The organism is Methyloversatilis sp. XJ19-13 (genome assembly GCF_024580155.1).
GTDB lineage: Bacteria > Pseudomonadota > Gammaproteobacteria > Burkholderiales > Rhodocyclaceae > Methyloversatilis.
The window spans coordinates 85,497-104,064 of sequence record NZ_JANINH010000013.1; the positions used below are offsets into that span (position 1 = coordinate 85,497).

Consider the following 18,568-nt stretch of genomic DNA (forward strand, 5'->3'; position numbering starts at 1 on the left):
GTCGCACCGGAAGGCTGTTGGGGGTTTAAAGCAGTGGTCTCTTGGGGGTATAATCGCAGGTTGCGCAGAATCAATTGTTTCGACGGGGTGAAGCATGAGTGGCAATGAGAAAAAAATGGATTGCGGGCGCCGCAATCTGCTCGTGGCAACCGCCTGTGCGGGTGGCGTTGCAGGACTTGCAGTCGCAGTTCCCTTTCTGACCAGTCTGGCTCCTTCGGAACGCGCGAAAGCCGCAGGCGCTCCGGTCGAGGTGGATGTGTCCAAACTCGCTCCGGGCGAAATGACCACTGTCGAGTGGCAGGGCAAACCGGTGTGGATCCTGCGTCGTACGCCGGAACAGCTCGAAGCCCTCACGAAGATCGAGGAAAAGCTGGCGGATCCCAAATCGGAACGCAACCCGTCCGAATTCACTCCCGAATACGCCCGCAACGTGCAGCGCGCCCGCGAAGATCGCGCCGAGTTCGCGGTGCTTGTGGCGATCTGTACCCACCTCGGCTGTTCGCCTTCGGGCCCGTTCGCATCGGGTTCCAACGCGCAGCTCGGCGACGTCGCCGGATTCGTGTGCCCCTGCCACGGCTCCAGCTTCGACCTCGCAGGTCGCGTATTCAAGGCAATGCCGGCGCCGGACAACCTCGCGGTGCCGCCTTACATGTTCCTGTCCGACAGCCGAATCCTGGTCGGCCAGGACACCAAGGAGGGTTGAGCGATGGCAGGCGAAAAGGTTGTAACGACTACCGGCCTGCTGGGCTGGATCGACCAGCGTTTCCCGCTGACGTCGATGTACAAGGAACATCTGGCGGAGTACTACGCGCCGAAAAACTTCAATTTCTGGTACTTCTTTGGTTCGCTCGCACTGCTCGTGCTGGTGATCCAGGTCGTCACAGGCATCTTCCTGGTGATGCACTTCAAACCGGACGCGTCACTGAATGCGTCGGGTGTTCCGGTGGCTTTCGCCAGCGTCGAATACATCATGCGCGACGTGCCGTGGGGCTGGATGATCCGCTACATGCACTCGACCGGTGCTTCGGCGTTCTTCGTCGTGGTCTATCTGCACATGTTCCGCGGGCTGTTGTACGGCTCATACCGCAAGCCACGCGAACTGGTGTGGATCTTCGGTTGCGCGATCTTCCTGCTGCTGATGGCAGAAGCCTTCATGGGCTATCTGCTGCCCTGGGGACAGATGTCGTACTGGGGTGCCCAGGTCATCATCAACCTGTTCTCGGCCATTCCGGTCATTGGAAACGACCTGTCGATCTGGCTGCGTGGCGACTATGTGATCGGTGATGCGACGCTGAACCGCTTCTTCTCTTTCCACGTGATTGCCGTGCCGCTGGTGCTGATCGGCCTCGTTGCCGCGCACATCATCGCGCTGCACGAAGTCGGTTCGAACAATCCGGATGGTGTGGACATCAAGAAGCACAAGGACCCCAAGACAGGCATTCCGCTCGACGGCATTCCGTTCCACCCGTATTACACGGTGAAGGACATCGTCGGTGTCGTGGTCTTCCTGATCTGCTTCTCTGCGGTCGTGTTCTTCGCGCCCGAGTTCGGCGGCTACTTCCTGGAATACAACAACTTCATTCCGGCCGACCCGCTGAAGACGCCGTCGCACATCGCGCCGGTGTGGTACTTCACTCCGTTTTATTCGATCCTGCGCGCCAACACGGTGAATTTCTTCTGGGTCGATGCGAAGCTTTGGGGTGTGATCTTCATGGGCCTGTCCGTGATGATCTTCTTCCTGCTGCCCTGGCTTGATCGCTCGCCGGTGAAGTCGATCCGCTACCGCGGCCCGATCTACAAGGCGGCGCTGACCATCTTCATCATTGCCTTCCTGATCCTGGGTTATCTGGGCGTGCAGGCACCGACGCCGATGGGCACGCTGGTGTCGCAGATCTGCACGATCATCTACTTCCTGTTCTTCATCGCGATGCCTTGGTACACCGCGATCGACAAGACGAAGCCCGTACCTGATCGCGTGACCGGACACTGAAAGCCAGACAGATCATGAAACAACTCAAAAACCTGTTTCTGGGCGCCCTGTTCGCCCCCTTGGTTGCGATGGCCGCAGGCGGCCACGTACAACTCGATCGCGCACCGACCGAGAAATTCCGTGACGCCCTTGCGATCCAGCGCGGCGCGCAGATGTTCGTCAATTACTGCCTGAACTGCCACTCGGCCTCGTACATGCGCTACAACCGCCTGAACGACGTCGGTCTGACAGACGAGCAGATCAAGGACAACCTGCTGTTCGCAGCCGACAAGGTCGGTGAAACGATGCGCGTCGGCATGACGCGCGCCGACGGCATCAAGTGGTTCGGTGCAGCACCGCCCGACCTGAGCGTGGTTGCACGTTCGCGCGCCTCGGGTGATGGCAGCGGCGCAGACTGGCTGTACACCTACCTGCGCGGCTTCTATCGTGACGACGCCCGCCCGACCGGCTGGAACAACACGGCCTTCGCCAACGTCGGCATGCCGCACGTCCTGTACGAACTGCAGGGCGAGCAGACTGCGAAGCACGTGAAGGTGTCCGATGGTCACGGTGGCGAAATCGATTCGCTGCAGATCGAACTGACGAAGCCGGGCAAACTCAGCAAGACCGAGTACGATTCGGCGATCGGCGATCTGGTTGCCTACCTTGTTTTCATGGCCGAACCTGGTGCCGAAAAGCGTCGCCAGACCGGCCTGCTCGTCATCCTCGGTCTTTCCGTCCTGCTCACGCTGGCATACCTGCTCAAGCGCGAGTACTGGAAAGACGTCCATTAATCAAATACGCCCGAAAGTCATGCAAGCTCTCGGTCATCGCGAAGCGACCCCATCACGCGTTCGTCGCGTGGTGCGGGATGCCGAGTACTCCTGGGGTGTCAACACGATGATGAATCTGTACTCGGGGACCACCGATCCCTTTTCCCATCGCTGCCGTATTGTCCTCTACGAAAAAGGCATGGATTTCCAGGTCATCGATGTCGACCTGTACAACAAGCCGGAAGACATTGCGGTCATCAATCCATACAACCGCGTGCCGGTGCTGGTTGATCGCGACCTCATCCTGTACGACTCCAACATCATCAATGAGTACATCGACGAGCGCTTTCCGCACCCGCAACTGATGCCGCCGGACCCGATCATGCGGGCCCGCGCGCGTCAGCTTCTGCACACGGTCGAGAACGAACTGTTCTCGCACATCGAGCCGCTGGAAAAGAATGCGCGTACGGCTGACAAGTCCCGCGCGCACCTGCGCGATCGTCTTACCGAGCTCACGGCGATCTTCGCCAAGCAGAAGTACATGCTGGGCGAGGAATTTTCCATGCTGGACGTTGCCATTGCTCCATTACTATGGCGACTTGACCACTACGGTATCGAACTTCCAAAGTCTGCCGCGCCTCTGATGAAGTACGCTGAACGTATCTTTTCCCGCCAAGGGTTCATCGATGCGCTCACGCCGTCCGAAAAAGTGATGCGTCGCTAGGCTGTCAGGAGTGTTCGTTCAAACTGCATGGATGTGATGAGTTCCGTTTCGACCAAGCCCTATCTGCTCCGTGCGCTGTTCGACTGGTGTGCGGACCAGGGGCTCACGCCTTACATCGCGGTCGTCGTAGACGAGCGCGCGGGCGTTCCACGCCAGTACGTCAAGGATGGCCAGATCATCCTGAATATCGGGCGCGAGGCGGTTCACCAACTGGTCATGGGCAACGAACTGATCACCTGCTCGGCACGTTTCGGCGGCGTCGCGCAGGAATTGACCATCCCGATTGATTGTGTTGCTGCAATCTATGCGCGCGAGAACGGTCACGGTATGGCATTCGAAGTCACGCCGGGTCAGACCGTTCGCGCTGATGTCGCGCCAGCGGCGGCATCCGAGCGCAGCGAACAGCCCGTGCTCACCACACCGGACAAGCCGGCCGGCCGGTCGCACCTTCGCCGCATCAAGTAGCACGCCTTTTCGCGCTGCGGCCTCGCGGCGCGCGTTCTGACCTCTGAGGCGCCCTTTCTCGAGCACCCGGATTCCGGGAGGCGCATTGCCGACCGAACAGCCGGCGTACGCGGTAAAATCGCGTTCCTTTCCGTTTCAGTCCACTCCGCCGATGAAAACAACCTTTCTCGATTTTGAACAGCCGATCGCCGAACTTGAGGCGAAAATCGAGGAGTTGCGTTTCGTGCAGGACGATTCGGCGGTCGATATCTCGGAAGAGATCGCCCGGCTTGAAGCAAAGAGCCAGTCGCTCACCAAGGACATCTACGCCAAGCTCACGCCGTGGCAGATCGCCCAGGTGGCGCGCCATCCGCAGCGTCCGTACTCGCTCGATTACTTCCGCCTGATGTTCACCGAATTCCAGGAACTGCATGGTGACCGTTCGTTCGCCGATGACCACGCCATCGTGGGCGGCATCGCCCGCTTCAACGGCCACGCCTGCATGGTGATCGGTCACCAGAAGGGGCGCGACACGAAGGAAAAGATCCATCGCAACTTCGGCATGCCGCGTCCCGAGGGCTACCGCAAGGCGCTGCGTCTGATGAAGCTGGCCGAGAAATTCGGCATGCCGGTGTTCACCTTCATCGACACGCCGGGCGCCTACCCCGGCATCGACGCCGAAGAGCGCGGCCAGTCCGAAGCCATCGGCCACAACCTCTACGCCATGGCCGAACTGCGCGTACCCATCATTGCCACCATCATCGGCGAGGGGGGCTCGGGCGGCGCATTGGCGATCGCCGTGGCCGACACCTTGTTGATGCTGCAGTACTCGACCTATTCGGTCATTTCGCCGGAAGGCTGTGCGTCCATTCTGTGGAAAAGCGCCGACAAGGCGGCCGACGCCGCGGAGATCATGGGCATCACCGCGTCGCGCCTGAAAACCCTGGGGCTGATCGACAAGGTCGTGAACGAACCCGCAGGTGGCGGACATCGCGACCACGCCACCGTTGCCGCGTCGCTCAAGCGCGCACTGGCCGAAGCGCAGCGGCAACTTGCCGATCTCACCCCGACCCAGCTGGTGGAGCGCCGCATCGAGCGACTGATGTCCTATGGCAAATTCAAGGAGCAGGCTGTCGCCTGACCTGTCCGGCTCGATTGCCGCCGCGCTCGCGGCGCACTGCCCCGACGGCAGCCGCCTGTTGCTCGGCTACAGCGGCGGGCTCGACTCAACCGTACTGCTGCACGGCCTGGCGTTGTTGCGTGCGCAGCACGGCTGGCAGCTCGAATGTGCCCACGTTAACCACGGCCTCAGTCCGAACGCGGATCGCTGGGCGGATATCTGCGCCGCGCAGTGTCGGGTGCTCGACCTGCCGCTCAGCGTGCTGCGCGTCGAGGTGTCGCGTGTCTCGCCCGACGGTCTCGAATGTGCCGCACGCGACGCGCGCTATGCGGCGCTGCACGCGCATGCGCGTGATCGCGGCCACGTCACGCTGCTGACCGCCCACCACGCTGACGATCAGGCGGAAACGCTGCTGCACAACATGGTGCGCGGCGCAGGACTGCTCGGGCTGGCCGGCATGCCCGCCTGGCGCGCCGCCGACGGCGTTCGCGTCGCAACGCTGCGGCCGCTGCTCGGCGTGCCGCGCAGCGCGCTCGAAGCCCATGCACAGGCGCACGGCCTGATGTGGATCGACGACGAATCCAATGCCGATACCCGTTACGCCCGCAATTACCTGCGCCGTGACGTGTTGCCGGTGCTGACCGCGCGCTGGCCGCGGGCGCCCGAAGCGATGGCCGGCGTCGCGCGACGTCTGGCCGAAGCGCAAACCCTGCTCGACGAACTCGCCGCGCGCGATGCCGAAGCCATCGCCGAAGCCGCGCAGTGGGGCCGCTGCTACCGGCTAGATGGGCTGATCGCGCTCGACGCCGCGCGCCAGCGCAATCTTCTGCGCTGGCTGCTCCGGCAGCATGGTGCGCGCACGTTGCCCAATGAATCCTGGCTGGACGAGTGGCGGCGCCAGCTCGCCGTCGCACAGGCAACCTCGGCCTGTCCGATGGCGCACGCCGGTGTGGCAGGTGTCAGTCATCGCGGCGCGCTGTGGTTGATGCCCGACTTCGATCCGCCTGCCGAGCGGCAGTGGTCGGGGGAGCCGGTGCAGGCATGGGGTGCCGGGAAGATCCGTTTCGAACCGGTCAACGGGCAGGGGCTTGCAGCATCGGTCGTTGCGCAGGCGCATGTCACCGTGCGTGCCCGGGCGCCCGGCGATCGTTTGCCGCGCGGTCCGGGGCGGCCGCGTGCCGGCATCAAGCAGATCGCGCAGGAATGCGGCCTGCCGCCCTGGTTGCGCGATCGCGTCCCCATCTTGTGCGTAGATGGGCGTCCGGTCTGGATGCCCGGTTGCGACATCGCGCCGCCCTTTGTTGCGGCGGCCGACGAGGCCGGGTGGTTGCCGCGCTGGCACCCGGCCGGCTGACCACGTTCCGGTATCGGCTGACCGTGCAGCGCTGCCATGTGTCTGTCGCACGCCGGCCTTATCATGCGCAGTCCCGAAACCGGTCCGTCGCGTCATCCTTCCGACATGAGTTCCACGATTACACCGCGCCGTGCAGCGCTGGCGCGCATCCTGCCGTTCGCGCTCTACATCCTGTTCCTCATCATCGCCGCACCGCTCGCCGGTGCGCTCGGCGTCGACGCGCGCTGGATGTATGCGCTGCAGATCGCCTGCGTGATTGCCGCACTGGCAATGTTCAACCGCGACTACATCGAGCTGCGCCCCGCCGTGCCGGCTGCACCGTCACCGCTGTCCGGTATGTCCGCGTGGCTGGTCGCGGTGGCGCTGGGCGTCGCGGTCTGGGCGCTGTGGATCTGGCTCGATTTCCCGCCGTTCGCATTCAAGCCGGGCGAAGGCTACAAGCCGCTCGACGACGCCGGCGCGCTGATCATGACGCTGGTCGTCATCCGCATTTTCGGTGCCGCGGTCGTCGTGCCCATCATGGAAGAGCTGTTCTGGCGTTCCTTCATCATGCGCTGGCTCGACAACCCGAACTTCCTGATCGTCGCCGCACAGTCGGTCACGCTGCGCAGCGTGCTGTTCAGTTCGATCGCGTTCGGATTCGAGCACGGCCAGTGGGCGGCCGGCATCGTCGCAGGTCTCGTTTATGGCTGGCTGTATCGCGCCACCGGACGTCTCTGGTTGTCCATCGTTTCGCACGGTGTGACCAATCTGCTGCTCGGCCTTTGGGTCATCCATTCAGGCCAGTGGCAGTTCTGGTGACACGCGCCGGGTCAAGCCGGGCCGCCTTGCGACCGTTAAAGGAGAACTGTCCCTGGATGTTCCCGGATGCCGGCCACCTCACACCCGCCCAGACTGCTGTCGCGCCGCCTGCCTCGCGTACGGCGCTGGGTGGCATGCGCGCTTGTGGCCATCACGGCGGTTGCGGCGGCGCAGGCCACCGCCTTCTCCTATCAGGGTTATCTGCTGGCCGTGCGCGCTGAACTGCAACAGCGCATGGATGCGCGATTCGGCAGCAAGGCCGGCCCGCGCATGGCTGAACTGGCCGAATCGCTCAACGCCGCCAGCCACATCTCCGACGAGGCGCTGCGCGTCGAGCGCATCAACCAGATTGCCAATCGCGCGCGTTACGTGACCGATCCGGTGCTCTGGAAATCGGAAGACTACTGGGCCACGCCGGTCGAATTCTCCGCGGTCGCCGCCGGCGATTGCGAAGACTACGCGCTGGCCAAATACTTCGCGCTGCGCGAACTGGGCATGCCGGCCGACAAGCTGCGTATCACCTATGTGCGTCTGCTGCGCGAGGGCCGTCTGGAGAACCACATGGTGCTCGCCTATTACCCGGAACCCGGCGCCGAGCCCTGGGTGATGGACAACCTCGAAAAGCGCTTCATGCCTGCGGCCGAGCGGCCCGACCTGACGCCCGTGTACAGCTTCAACGATGACCGCGTCTGGAAGGTGCAGGGCGGTGGCGACCGCGAACTGGGCTCGCCGCAGCAGCTGCGCAAGTGGCGCGAATTGCTCGACCGTGTGCGTGCGGAGGTGAAATGATGAACAGCCTGCGCGTCCGTCTGCTGGCGGCATTGCTCGGCGTCGGTGTGGCGGCTTTCGTCGCGGCGCTGCTGACGGCGCTTTGGGTGTCGCGCGATCGCGTCGAGGCGCAGATGGCCAGTCAGGCGCAATCGATCGCGCTTTCGCTGACCGTCGCACTGACCGCCGGGGGAGAGGCGTCGCTGCAGAACGCCGAAAGTCTGGTCGAGCCGGTGTTTGACCAGAGCTATCTGCGGCGCATCGCGGTGCGTGATGCACAGCAGCGCATCGTGGCCAGCCGCGAAGCGCCGGCCCGGCTCGCCGGTGGCGCGCCGCAGTGGTTCGTCGACCTGCTGCCGCTGGCGTCCGGCGCCCAGACGGCCGACATCATGTCCGGCTGGCGCATCGCCGGCAGCGTTCTGGTCGAGCCGCATCCGCACTGGGCCTACCTTCAGTTGTGGACGGTCGCGCAAACCCTGCTGGTCTGGATGGGCGGCGGGCTGGCTGTGGCCGGCGCGCTCGGTCTGGCCGCATTGCGCTGGGGGCTGAGGCCACTGCGTCGCGTCCAGCGCTCGGCCGTCGCGGCCGCTTCGCGCAAATTCATGCCGATCGATGAAGCCCGCATGCCGACCGAACTGCAGCCGCTGGTCGGCGCCTTCAACCGCATGCTGGGTGCGCTGGCGCAGGCGCTCGATGCCGAATCGACCCGCGCCGAACGCTTCCGCGACCAGGCGCTGGTCGATGAACTGACCGGGCTGGCAAACCGCCGCGGCTTCCGCGCCGCCCTCGAAGCGCGCATCGAAGCCGGTCAGCGCAGCGGCTGGCTCGCGCTGCTGCGCATCGAAGGGCTGGAAGACCTGAATCATCGTTACGGCCGGCAGACTGTTGACGACCTGCTGACCGAATCCGCCCAGTACATTCGCGACACGGCGAAGGGCGGCCTGTGCGGTCGGGTCGAAGGCGCCTGTTTCGCGCTGCTTGTCGAAGGCGCCGAGGCGCCGGCGCGACAGGTGCTTGCGGCGCTGCGCACGCGATTGAACGGGCTGGCGCGTGCCGCTGGCACCGATGATGCCGCTGCCTGGCGGGGCGGTGCTGCCGATTGCGGCAACGACGGCGACGCCGCACGCTGGCTTGCCGCAGCGGACCGCGCGCTGCACCAGTGGCTGCCGGGCGACACGCAGGAATTCGCGCTGGCGCACACGCAGGACATCGAATCGGCTGGCGGTGCCGTGCGCGGCACCGTGCGGGAACTGATCGGACAGGGCCGCATCGCCTTCGCGTCGCAGGCCACGCGTGGGCTCGATGCCAGCGGTGTTGCCGGCGCGCTGCATGTCGAGTTGCGCGCTGCGCTCGACGCCGGCGACCGCTTGATCCGCGCCGCCGAATACATGACCTACGCCGGGGAAGCCCGTGTATCGGCCGCGCTCGACAGCGCATGCCTGATGCGCGCGCTCGAACATGCGCAGGCGCGACGCGACGGTCTGGCGACGGTGGTGAATGTCAGCGCCGCGGCGCTCGGCGATCCGGACATCCTGCGCTGGGTCGGCGGCTACCGGCACGACGCACGTCGCGGCAGTTTCATCCTCGAATTTTCCGAAGTCGCCCTTCTGGGTGACCCGGACGCAGCCGAAGCGTTTGCCCAGCTGGCGCAGTCGCGCGGGCTGGCGATCGGCATCAAGCACTTCGGCCTGCATGCCAACGCACTGATCCTGTTGCGCCGCCTGCGGCCGCAACACGTGAAGTTCTCGGTCACGCTGACGCGCGAAGCCCTGCTCAATCCTGATTCGGGCGCCTACGTGTCCTCGCTCACCGGCATCGCCTCCGCCCTGTCAATCCTGCCCGTTGCGGTGGCGGTCGAGCATGCCGAAACCCTGGCCGCACTGCATGCCCTTGGCTTCCGGGGCGTCCAGGGCGAGGCGGTGGCCGCGGAAATTCTGCCGGTGCGCTGATCGCCTGCGACCGGTTTCCCGCACGGGTCGTTGCTCGCCTCAGTGCACCGCCAGTACGGGCCGGTTCGCCGGTTCGGTCGTCACGCCGACGGTCGTGTCCGAAAGGTTCAGGTGCAGCAGCCGTGCCGGCGCACCCACGCGTTCGCAAACACGTTCGTTGCCGAACACACGGAATCCGAACGCACGCTGGTAGTAGCGAACATGACGTGGATTTACCTCGATCACGGCATCAGTCGCTTCCAGCGACACGCGGCCCAGCCGCAGCGCACGCCGTATCAGTTCGAAAGCAAGATCGATGTCCTGCCCGGCGCGCGCCAGCGCATCGCGATCGATGGCGAAGCGTGTGTATTCGATCAGTCGGCAGCCCTGCTCGCGCAGCGCGCCGACGTGTTCCGCAAAGCCGGTTTCCGCGTTCAGGCGCTGCGTGACACCGCAGCGTACCGTCACCGTGCCGACCAGGTGGCCGGACCAGCGCGCCAGCAAGGTCGCTTCACCTGCGGTCGATTCGGGCCGCTGCGCCGGATAGCCGCGCCGGCCATAGCACCGTTCGACCAGCGCCGCGGCAGCGGCCAGATCAGCCTCAGTGGCAGCGAGCGGGAATTCGAAGTCGGCGAAGGGGGCAGGATGCGCGATCCGTTCGAACGACGTCGGCGCAGCACGTGCGCCCTTGATCAGGCTCAACCGCGGTGTCGGGCGGGCAAACGGAAACGCGTGGAAGCTGGAGTCGTTGGCGGCATTGTGCGGAATTCGGGGTGTCATGCTGGGGCCTTTTGCGGTGCGACCCGCGCAAGCGCGGGACTGTGTCAATCGGCAAACCGGTCCGCATCCGTGATGTGTGACCTTGCCGAGCCGCAAAGCTAGAGGATCCCCGTTGCAATCGCTTGATCGTCAGGTGACGGTTTTCTTGCTGCACTGCATGGTCCGCAGTAATCCCGTACTGCGCCGTTCGCCCCGCGCCTTTCTCAATGCAGCGTCGTCGCCACGTCCATCCACACAGCGCCGTCGTCGCCCGTGCGCGCATGCAGGCCCATGCTGCCGAGCACGGCGATGATGCGCGTCGCCAGCATGCCCATCTGCAGCGCGCGCGCGTCGCCCTCGACCGCGGCAGCACCCGCAAGCAGGGCCGCGATGCGCGGCCATTCGCGGCCGATCAGCGACATGTCGAGCCCGGCTTTCAACTCGGGTGCGATGTCCGCCGCGCTGCGCTGCAGCCCGGCGAGATAGCCGAGGCTGAACGCCACCGTCTGCATCAGATGCGTCAGCCGCGCCATCGCCAGGCCGGTCAGCGTGTCCAGATCGGCGTCGGTACGGTAGTCGGCGAGGGCGCGCCGACTCGCGTCGGGCAGTTCGTCGAGCAGGCGCAGCAGATGTGGCAACAGCAGATCGGAGCCGGCCGGCAGCGACCAGGCGCTGGCGCGGTTGGCGCGGTATTCGTCCAGCATCAGACGGGCGATCGGCGCGAATTGCTCGACGAGTGCGTCGCCGGCCGCCTCGACTGCGGGCGCAAGCGCCAGCTCGCCGCGCCACAGTTCGCGATGCAGCGCATGCACCAGTTGCAGCAATTGCTCAGGCTCGCCCGCCAGCGACTGTTCGACGAACGGTGCCGACAGCGTGATCGTGAATCCGCCCGCGCCGTCCTCGCGCGACAGAGGTGGCGCGGTACCGGCCGAGCCGGTCGCGTCGTCGCGCAGCACCAGCACCCGCAGATGCGCTGGATCGAGACCGCGGTCGCGTTCGTACAGACGGGCCAACAGCACCGACAGGCTGGTGCGCAGCGTTTCTGCACTCGTTTCCGGGCGTGAGCACTGCAATTCGATCAGGGGCATGGCTGAAAGCGGTTGATTTGCGGGCAAAAAATCATAGCTGCAGGTCACGCGGGCGTCCAATCGGATGCGTCAGGTGCGCAGCGCCCGTCCGGGAGCGGCCCCGTCGGATCGCCGTTCCCACAAAAACTTCGCCGCTCCCGCGGGCGCTGTCCCAGGTACAGGCGCACCCGGCGGGCGATCCGGGGTCGGCGCGCGTGCAACATCGCATGATGATCGCGCGGATCGCGGATAATCGCGGCGGGCGATGACAGACGGAACGGGCACGGTCATGAAGGCAGGCGGCGGCAAGCTTTGGGCGGGATTGTTCGTGCTGGCGGCCGCGGTTGCGGCGGCGCTGTGGTGGCAGACGACGCGCAGTCCTGACGCGCCGATCGCCGCCATCGGCGACGACCCGGACACGCCGTTCGCGGTGCTCCGCTGCGACGCGCGCAGCCGCGAAGCGGGGCCCGCGCTGGCGGTCACCTTCAGCCGGCCGCTGGCACGCAAGCTTCCGCTGGGCGAATTGATGACGGTCACCGATCTGGGTGACAGCGAATCGCGGGAGGCCGGCGGCAAGGTGGTCGGCAACTGGTACCTGGGCGACAACCCGCGCATCGCCTATTTCTCCGGTGTGCTGCCGAAGCAGCGCTACCGCATCGATGTGGCGGTCGGCGTCGCGTCACGCGCCGGCGATCAGCTCGCCGGTACCCACCAGTGCGAAACCCTGGTCGAAGACATGCCGCCGGCGTTCTTCTTCGCCAGCCGCGGCACCGTGCTGCCGGCCGGGCAGAACGGCGGCCTGCCGGTCGTCACCATCAACACGCCCGAAGTCGACGTGCAGTTCCTGCGCGTCGAGCCGGCCCAGCTGCCGGCCTTTCTCGACAAGGTGTACGGCATCCGCCGCAGCGCTGACGAGGAGGGCGCGCAGGGCGAAGGTGAAGGTGAATTTGAAGGGGAGGGCGAGTACTACGGTGGTGGCACCGTCGACCTGCGCGGCCGCACCTCCGGCTGGTACATCGACCAGCTGAAGGACCTGTCGTCCAGCGTGTATCTGGGCCGCTTCCAGACCGACGACAAGCGCGACCGCCGGCACGTGAGCTTCCTGCCGGTCGAGCACATCAAGGAGCTGCGCGAGCCGGGCGTGTATGTCGCGGTGATGAATGTGCCGGGCAGCTTTTCCGGCGACTACCAGACCACCTATTTCTACGTCAGCGACATCGGCCTGCACCTGCACCGCAACGGCAGCCGCGTCGATGCCTTCGCCACGTCGCTGCGCTCGGGCGCGGCGCTCGACGGCGTCGAGTTCGAAGTGCTGGACGGCGACGGCAAGCGCGTCGCATCGGTCAAGGCCGAAGGCGACGGTCGCGCCACCTTCGACGGCGTACCGGCCGATGCGAGGCTGGTGATCGCGCGGCGCGGGCGCGAGCTGTCGGTCGTGTCGCTGGGCGAAGCCGCGCTCGACCTGTCCGAATTCGACACCGCCGGCCTGCTGCCGACGAACAACAAGCTGTTCGTGTGGAGCGGGCGCGACCTGTACCGGCCGGGCGAAAGCTTCGACGTGTCGGTGCTGGCGCGAGACGCCGATGGCAAACCGGTGGCTGCGCAGCCGCTCAGCGTGCTGCTCAAGCGCCCCGACGGGCGCACCGTCAGCCAGCGCGTGTGGCAGCCGTCGGGCGAACAACCCGGTTACTTCCGCCACACGCTGGCGATTCCCGGTGACGCCCAGACCGGCGCCTGGACGCTGGAACTGCGCGCCGATCCCGGAGCAAAACGGCCGGACGCGATCATGCGTTTCAAGGTCGAGGAATTCCTGCCCGAGCGCATGAAGCTGGCGTTGACCAGTGCGGAGGGGGTGCTGACCGACGGCGCGCCGTTCGACATCGCGGTGCAGGGCGACTACCTGTTTGGCGCGCCGGCCGCCGGCAACCGCCTGCTCGGCGCACTCGCCACCGAGCGCCTGCGCTTTGCGCTGCCGCAGAAGCCCGGCTTCATCTTCGGCGACTTCGCCGATGACGCGCTCAAGGGCCGGCGCGAGCTGGAAGAAACCGCGCTCGACGACAGCGGCGCCGCACAGCTGGCGGTGCCGTACGACCCGGGCTCAGCCCGCTCGCCGCTGCGCCTGCGCACCAGCCTGAGCCTGCTCGAATCCGGCGGCCGGCCGGTGGTGCGCTCGCTGGAGCGCGCCTGGTGGCCGGCGCCTGCGCTGATCGGCGTGCGTCCGCTGTTCGACGCCGACGTGGCGCGCGAATCGTCGCTGGCCGAATTCGAGGTCGGCCGCTTCCTGCCCGACGGCACGCTGTCCGCGCTCGACAAGGCCAACGTGCGGCTGTTCAAGGAAGAGCGGCAGTACTACTGGCGCTTTGATGACCAGCGCGGCTGGCACTCCGGCTTCAGCGACGCCGACGAACTGGTCGACAGCCGCACCATTGCGCTGAAGACGCAGACCAAGCTCGCCTTCCCGGTCACCTGGGGCAGTTACCGGCTGGAAATCGACGACCCGCAGCACGGGCTGACGATGCGTTACCGCTTCTACGCCGGCTGGGGGGCACAGGGCGACGAGGCGCTCGGCAACCGGCCCGACCGCGTGCAGATCCGTCTCGAAGGTGCGCCCTTCCGCGCCGGCGACACGGTGAAGGCGCACCTCACGCCGCCGCACGACGGCGAAGCGCTGGTGCTGATCGAGGGCGACCGCGTGCTGTGGGCCAGACGCGTCAAGGTGAGCGCCGCCGGCACCGCCATCAATCTGCCGCTGGATGCGAGCTGGAACCGCCACGACCTCTATGTCTCCGTGCTGGCGTTCCGGCCGGGCAGCGAAGGCAGCCGCGTGACACCGGCGCGTGCGCTCGGGCTCGCCCACATTCCGCTGGCGCGCGAAGACCGCCGGCTGAAGGTGGCGCTGGAGGCACCGGCCAAGGTCGAGCCGGAAACGAAAACGACGGTGAAGGTGAAGGTCGACGGCGTGACCGGCCAGCAGGCCTGGGTGACGCTGTCGGCGGTCGACCAGGGCATTCTGAACATCACGCAGTTCGCCACGCCCGACCCGCACGGCTATTTCTTCGGCAAGCAGCGCTATGCCCCGGATCTGCTCGACATCTATGGCCGGCTGATCGAAAAGATGGATGGCACGCGCGGCAAGCTCAAGTGGGGCGGCGACGCCGGCATGCGCGATTCGCAGAGCATGCCGAAGAAGGTGAAGCTGGTCGATCTGTTCTCCGGCCCGGTGAAGCTCGACGACAAGGGCGAGGCGAACATCGCGCTCATGTTGCCGGACTTCAACGGCAGCCTGCGCCTTATGGCCGTTGCCTCCACGCCCGATCGCTTCGGCCGCGGCGAGCGCGAGCTGGTCGTTGCCGCGCCCATCGTGGCCGAACTGTCCACGCCGCGCTTCATCGCGCCGGGTGACCGCGCCACCGTGGCGCTCGAAGTCACCAATCTGACCGACGCGTCGCAGCAGATCCGCCTTGCGCTGGCCGCCGAGTCGCCCGCGCGCATCGCCGACGGCGCCCGCACGCTGACGCTGGCGCCCAGGCAGCGCGAAACCCTGCGTTTCGCCGCCGAGGCGGTCGAAGCCGAGGGGCTGGCGCGACTGACGCTGACGCTCGATGCCACCGGCGGTGGCAAACCCATCCACATCGAGCGCGAAGCCGCGCTTCAGGTCACGCCACCGGTCGCCCTGCAGCGTCAGGTGCGGCGCGTGAAGATCGACGCCGGTGCGCGCCACGTCGTCGATGCATCGGTGCTCGACAGCTTCTGGCCGGCGTCCGCGTCGCTCAACGTGACCGCCGCATCGAGCCCGCCGCTGAACATCCGCGAACAGGTACGCGGCCTGCTGCGCTATCCATACGGCTGCGCCGAACAGACGGTCAGTGCTGCCTGGCCGCACGTCATCATCGACGAGGCCTATGCCGCCGAACTGGGCCTGAAGCCGCACACCCGCGCGGAGCGCGCCGTGCTGGTCGAAGCGGCGATCGGCCGGCTGGCCGGCATGCAGGGCACGCAGGGCGGCATGACGATGTGGGGTAGCGGCGGCGAATACGAGTACTGGATCACCGCCTATGTCGCCGGCTTCCTGATCGACGCGCGCGAAGGCGGCTTTACCGTGCCTGAGAATTTCGCCCGGCGCATGCAGGACTGGATGCTGAAGGAATTCCAGCTCGCACCGTCGCAGATGCCGCGCCTGCCGGTGCGCACGCTTGCCCAGCCCGCTCAGCCAGGTGAGGCCGATCTGGTGCGCGGCGCCCACACGCGCTTCGCCAATGCAGCCCATCTGGGCTATGTGCTGGCGCGCGAACAGCGTGCGCCGCTGGCCACCCTTCGCCTGCTGCACGACGAACACCGTCAGCTTGCGAAGTCGCCGCTCGCGCTGGCCCACCTGGGTCTGGCGCTGAAGCTCATGGGTGACGAGGCGCGATCGCGCGTCGCGCTCGACGAAGCGCTCGGCCGGCCCTACGGCCTGAGCGGCAACGACAACGAGTACGAATGGCTGGGCGACTACGGCAGTCCGCTGCGCGACCGCGCCATGCTGTACGCGCTGCTGTCGCGCCACGACGTGAAGCTCGACCGCGCCGCCAACCTGCTGTTCGAGCTCTCGGCCGACAGCGCGCAGCGGCGCTGGTTGTCGACTCAGGAACAGATCGCGCTCGTCATGGCCGGCCGCGCCGCGGGGCTGGGCGCCGGCAAGCCCTGGGCGCTGCAGGTCGAAGGTGGCGAGCGCTACGGCGGCGCGAAGCCGATGATGCTGCCGGTCGACGCCCCGGCCGCGCGGCGCGGCGTCACGCTGGTCAATACCGGTGACGCCCCGCTGTATGTCGAAGTCGAGTCCAGCGGCTACCCGAAGGTCACGCCACTGCCCGAAAACCGGCTCGGCAGTGTTCAGCGCAGCTGGTTCGACGCCGATGGCCGGCCGTGGGACGGCCGCGCGCTGAAGGTGGGCGATCTCATGCTGGTGCGGGTCGAAGTGAAGCCGACGCGCCGCGCCGACGACGCCCTGCTGGTCGACCGCCTGCCCGCCGGGCTCGAGATCGAGAACCAGAACCTGTCGCAGGGTCCGCAGGCGTCGGAGTTCTCGCTGCAGCTGCCGAACGGCCAGTCGCTGCGCATCGCCGACACGATGACCGACAACCGCGTGAAGCACCGCGAGTTCCGCGACGACCGCTTCGTCGCCGCCCTCAAGCTCGACAGCGCGCCGATCAACCTTGTATATATGGTGAGAGTCGTCACCCCGGGCCGCTACACCGTGCCCGGCACCTTCATGGAAGACATGTACCGGCCGGAACTGCGCACCGTCGGCGAGCCGGGGGCGGTGATCGAGGTGGTGGATGTGGCGCCGGGCAAAACAAGGTAGATCTGTGTATGCCTATCGAAAGCATATCCACTCTCGCGCATTTGTTTGACCTGACGTCTTCCGAGTTTTTCACCTCGTCACGTGGACAATGGGTTTTTCGTGGTCACTCTAACGAGGACTATCAACTGAAGCCGTCCGTCGGTAGAGGTGGTCACACATCCGAGACCGATGCGAAGTACGAAGAAAGCCTGTTTCAGATCTTTCAGCGCGAAGCCGGCATGTATATGAACCCGGAGCCCGCTAACGAATGGGAGTGGCTGGCAGTTGCGCAACACCATGGCTTACCAACACGGTTGCTTGATTGGACGCATAACCCGCTCGTAGCGCTTTATTTCGCGGCCTCTGCGCATTCCGATCGCAATGGGGAGGTGTTTGCGCTAAATGCACGGACCAAGGCGTCTGGGCGAGTGATGGCTGCCTCACCGTTCGCGATAGCGAAGCCAGTCAAGTACTACCCGAACATCGTCTCTCCACGCATACGCGCTCAAGAAGGACTGCTCGTCGCATGTTCCGACATCAGCGCGCCCTTGGATCAAGCCCTCCGGGCTGACTGGAGTATTCGAAAGCTTCAAGTTCCGGCGACCGCCAAGGAACGTCTTCGGTACGAGTTGTACCGGCTTGGCGTTCATCAGTCGTCCTTGTTTCCGGATGTAGATGGGTTGGCCGGACGAATACGTTGGCAGCACACAGCATCGCCACTTGAAGGTCGACGCTGACCGCCTGATGTCTGCAGCCAAAGGGCAGTTTGTTTTGAAATTAACCAAGTTGCCAAAATGCAACCCAATAGGTTAATTTCACTGCCATGGAGAAAAAGACGGCACATTGCCCTCTGCCTGTGATCAAGAGGCTGATCCATGCGGGAAAGGTACGAACCACGCACACGGCGCGTGTCGGGGCCAGCGAGCTGGGTCTGGACTACGCGGGCATGCTGGCTGTCGTGGCGGCACTGAAGCCGGGTGATTTTTACAAGAGCATGACGACGCATGCGGATCACACGATCTGGCAGGACGTCTATCGTCCCGCCACTTCCGTCGGTGATGTCTACCTGAAACTGACGGTGATTGACGACGTACTCGTCGTGTCGTTCAAGGAGCTGTAAACATGAAATGTCCGGTCTGCGGCGCGGCGGAACTGATGCATGACACCCGGGACGTGCAGTACACCTACAAGGGTGAAATGACCGTCATCCAGGCGGTCACTGGCGGCTTCTGCCCTGCATGCGCGGAATCCATCCTTGATGCAACCGAATCGGAGCGTGTGATGAAGGAAATGCGCGACTTCGCGAAACAGGTGAATGCGGCGATCGTCGATCCGGAATTCATTGCCCGCGTGCGCAAGAAGCTGAAGCTCGACCAGCGCGAGGCAGCCGAGATTTTCGGTGGGGGCGTCAACGCCTTTTCGCGCTACGAGAACGGCAAGACGAAACCCCCTCTGGCGCTGGTGAAGCTGTTGAAGGTGCTTGACCGTCACCCGTCGCTGCTGGAAGAAGTAAAGCTCGCATAGGGCCACGCACCCAA

General features: G+C 65.5%; 16 protein-coding genes. 14 read left to right on the top strand and 2 right to left on the bottom strand.

Going from position 1 to position 18,568, the window contains the following annotated elements; genetic code table 11:
• Positions 1-94: 94 nt before the first annotated feature.
• From petA to NMQ14_RS15570, 10 genes are all read left to right on the top strand, one after another.
• Positions 95-703, top strand: coding sequence for a ubiquinol-cytochrome c reductase iron-sulfur subunit (gene petA / locus NMQ14_RS15525; protein WP_257081522.1), 609 nt, complete (start codon positions 95-97; stop codon positions 701-703).
• 3 nt (positions 704-706) lie between these two features.
• Complete coding sequence (locus NMQ14_RS15530; protein ID WP_257097555.1) at positions 707-1,990, top strand: cytochrome bc complex cytochrome b subunit; 1,284 nt, start codon at positions 707-709, stop codon at positions 1,988-1,990.
• Between the two features lie 14 nt (positions 1,991-2,004).
• On the top strand, positions 2,005-2,763 hold the full coding sequence (locus NMQ14_RS15535; RefSeq protein ID WP_257097556.1) for a cytochrome c1: 759 nt from the start codon (positions 2,005-2,007) through the stop codon (positions 2,761-2,763).
• A gap of 106 nt (positions 2,764-2,869) precedes the next feature.
• Complete coding sequence (locus NMQ14_RS15540) at positions 2,870-3,466, top strand: glutathione S-transferase N-terminal domain-containing protein (RefSeq protein WP_257097615.1); 597 nt, start codon at positions 2,870-2,872, stop codon at positions 3,464-3,466.
• 27 nt (positions 3,467-3,493) lie between these two features.
• Entirely contained in the window at positions 3,494-3,931 is a 438-nt protein-coding gene (locus tag NMQ14_RS15545) for a ClpXP protease specificity-enhancing factor (protein WP_069037835.1), read from the top strand.
• Positions 3,932-4,082: 151 nt separating this feature from the next.
• A complete protein-coding gene (locus tag NMQ14_RS15550; RefSeq protein ID WP_257097557.1) occupies positions 4,083-5,051 on the top strand; it encodes an acetyl-CoA carboxylase carboxyltransferase subunit alpha in 969 nt (322 codons plus the stop codon).
• A complete protein-coding gene (gene tilS / locus NMQ14_RS15555; RefSeq protein ID WP_257097558.1) occupies positions 5,020-6,384 on the top strand; it encodes a tRNA lysidine(34) synthetase TilS in 1,365 nt (454 codons plus the stop codon). Before NMQ14_RS15550 ends, tilS begins: the two co-directional genes overlap by 32 nt.
• Before the next feature lie 63 nt (positions 6,385-6,447).
• Positions 6,448-7,185 (top strand): CAAX prenyl protease-related protein, encoded by a 738-nt coding sequence (locus tag NMQ14_RS15560; RefSeq protein WP_257097559.1) that lies wholly within the window; start codon positions 6,448-6,450, stop codon positions 7,183-7,185.
• Positions 7,186-7,251: 66 nt separating this feature from the next.
• The gene (locus NMQ14_RS15565) at positions 7,252-7,974 is read left to right on the top strand and encodes a transglutaminase-like cysteine peptidase (RefSeq protein ID WP_257097561.1); all 723 of its coding nucleotides are present in this window, start codon (positions 7,252-7,254) and stop codon (positions 7,972-7,974) included.
• Positions 7,974-9,902: an EAL domain-containing protein gene (locus NMQ14_RS15570; protein WP_373457201.1), complete on the top strand. Its 1,929-nt coding sequence runs from the start codon at positions 7,974-7,976 to the stop codon at positions 9,900-9,902. Before NMQ14_RS15565 ends, NMQ14_RS15570 begins: the two co-directional genes overlap by 1 nt.
• Before the next feature lie 39 nt (positions 9,903-9,941).
• Here NMQ14_RS15570 and NMQ14_RS15575 read toward each other — a convergent pair whose 3' ends face one another.
• Together NMQ14_RS15575 and NMQ14_RS15580 are read right to left on the bottom strand one after the other, a co-directional pair.
• Positions 9,942-10,661, bottom strand: coding sequence for a hypothetical protein (locus NMQ14_RS15575; protein WP_257097566.1), 720 nt, complete (start codon positions 10,659-10,661; stop codon positions 9,942-9,944).
• Positions 10,662-10,864: 203 nt separating this feature from the next.
• Positions 10,865-11,728 carry a hypothetical protein gene (locus NMQ14_RS15580; RefSeq protein ID WP_257097568.1) on the bottom strand — a complete coding sequence of 288 codons (864 nt, stop codon included), beginning with the start codon at positions 11,726-11,728 and terminating at the stop codon, positions 10,865-10,867.
• 244 nt (positions 11,729-11,972) lie between these two features.
• On the opposite strand from NMQ14_RS15580, the gene NMQ14_RS15585 reads away from it, so the two are divergent.
• The 4 genes from NMQ14_RS15585 to NMQ14_RS15600 all read left to right on the top strand — a co-directional run bounded on the left by NMQ14_RS15585 (position 11,973) and on the right by NMQ14_RS15600 (position 18,554).
• Positions 11,973-17,051, top strand: a complete 5,079-nt coding sequence (locus NMQ14_RS15585; protein ID WP_257097571.1) for an alpha-2-macroglobulin — start codon at positions 11,973-11,975, stop codon at positions 17,049-17,051.
• Between the two features lie 8 nt (positions 17,052-17,059).
• A complete protein-coding gene (locus NMQ14_RS15590) occupies positions 17,060-17,767 on the top strand; it encodes an FRG domain-containing protein (protein ID WP_257097573.1) in 708 nt (235 codons plus the stop codon).
• Between the two features lie 86 nt (positions 17,768-17,853).
• The gene (locus NMQ14_RS15595) at positions 17,854-18,150 is read left to right on the top strand and encodes a type II toxin-antitoxin system MqsR family toxin (protein ID WP_257097575.1); all 297 of its coding nucleotides are present in this window, start codon (positions 17,854-17,856) and stop codon (positions 18,148-18,150) included.
• A gap of 2 nt (positions 18,151-18,152) precedes the next feature.
• Positions 18,153-18,554, top strand: a complete 402-nt coding sequence (locus tag NMQ14_RS15600; protein ID WP_257097579.1) for a type II toxin-antitoxin system MqsA family antitoxin — start codon at positions 18,153-18,155, stop codon at positions 18,552-18,554.
• Positions 18,555-18,568 lie beyond the last annotated feature (14 nt).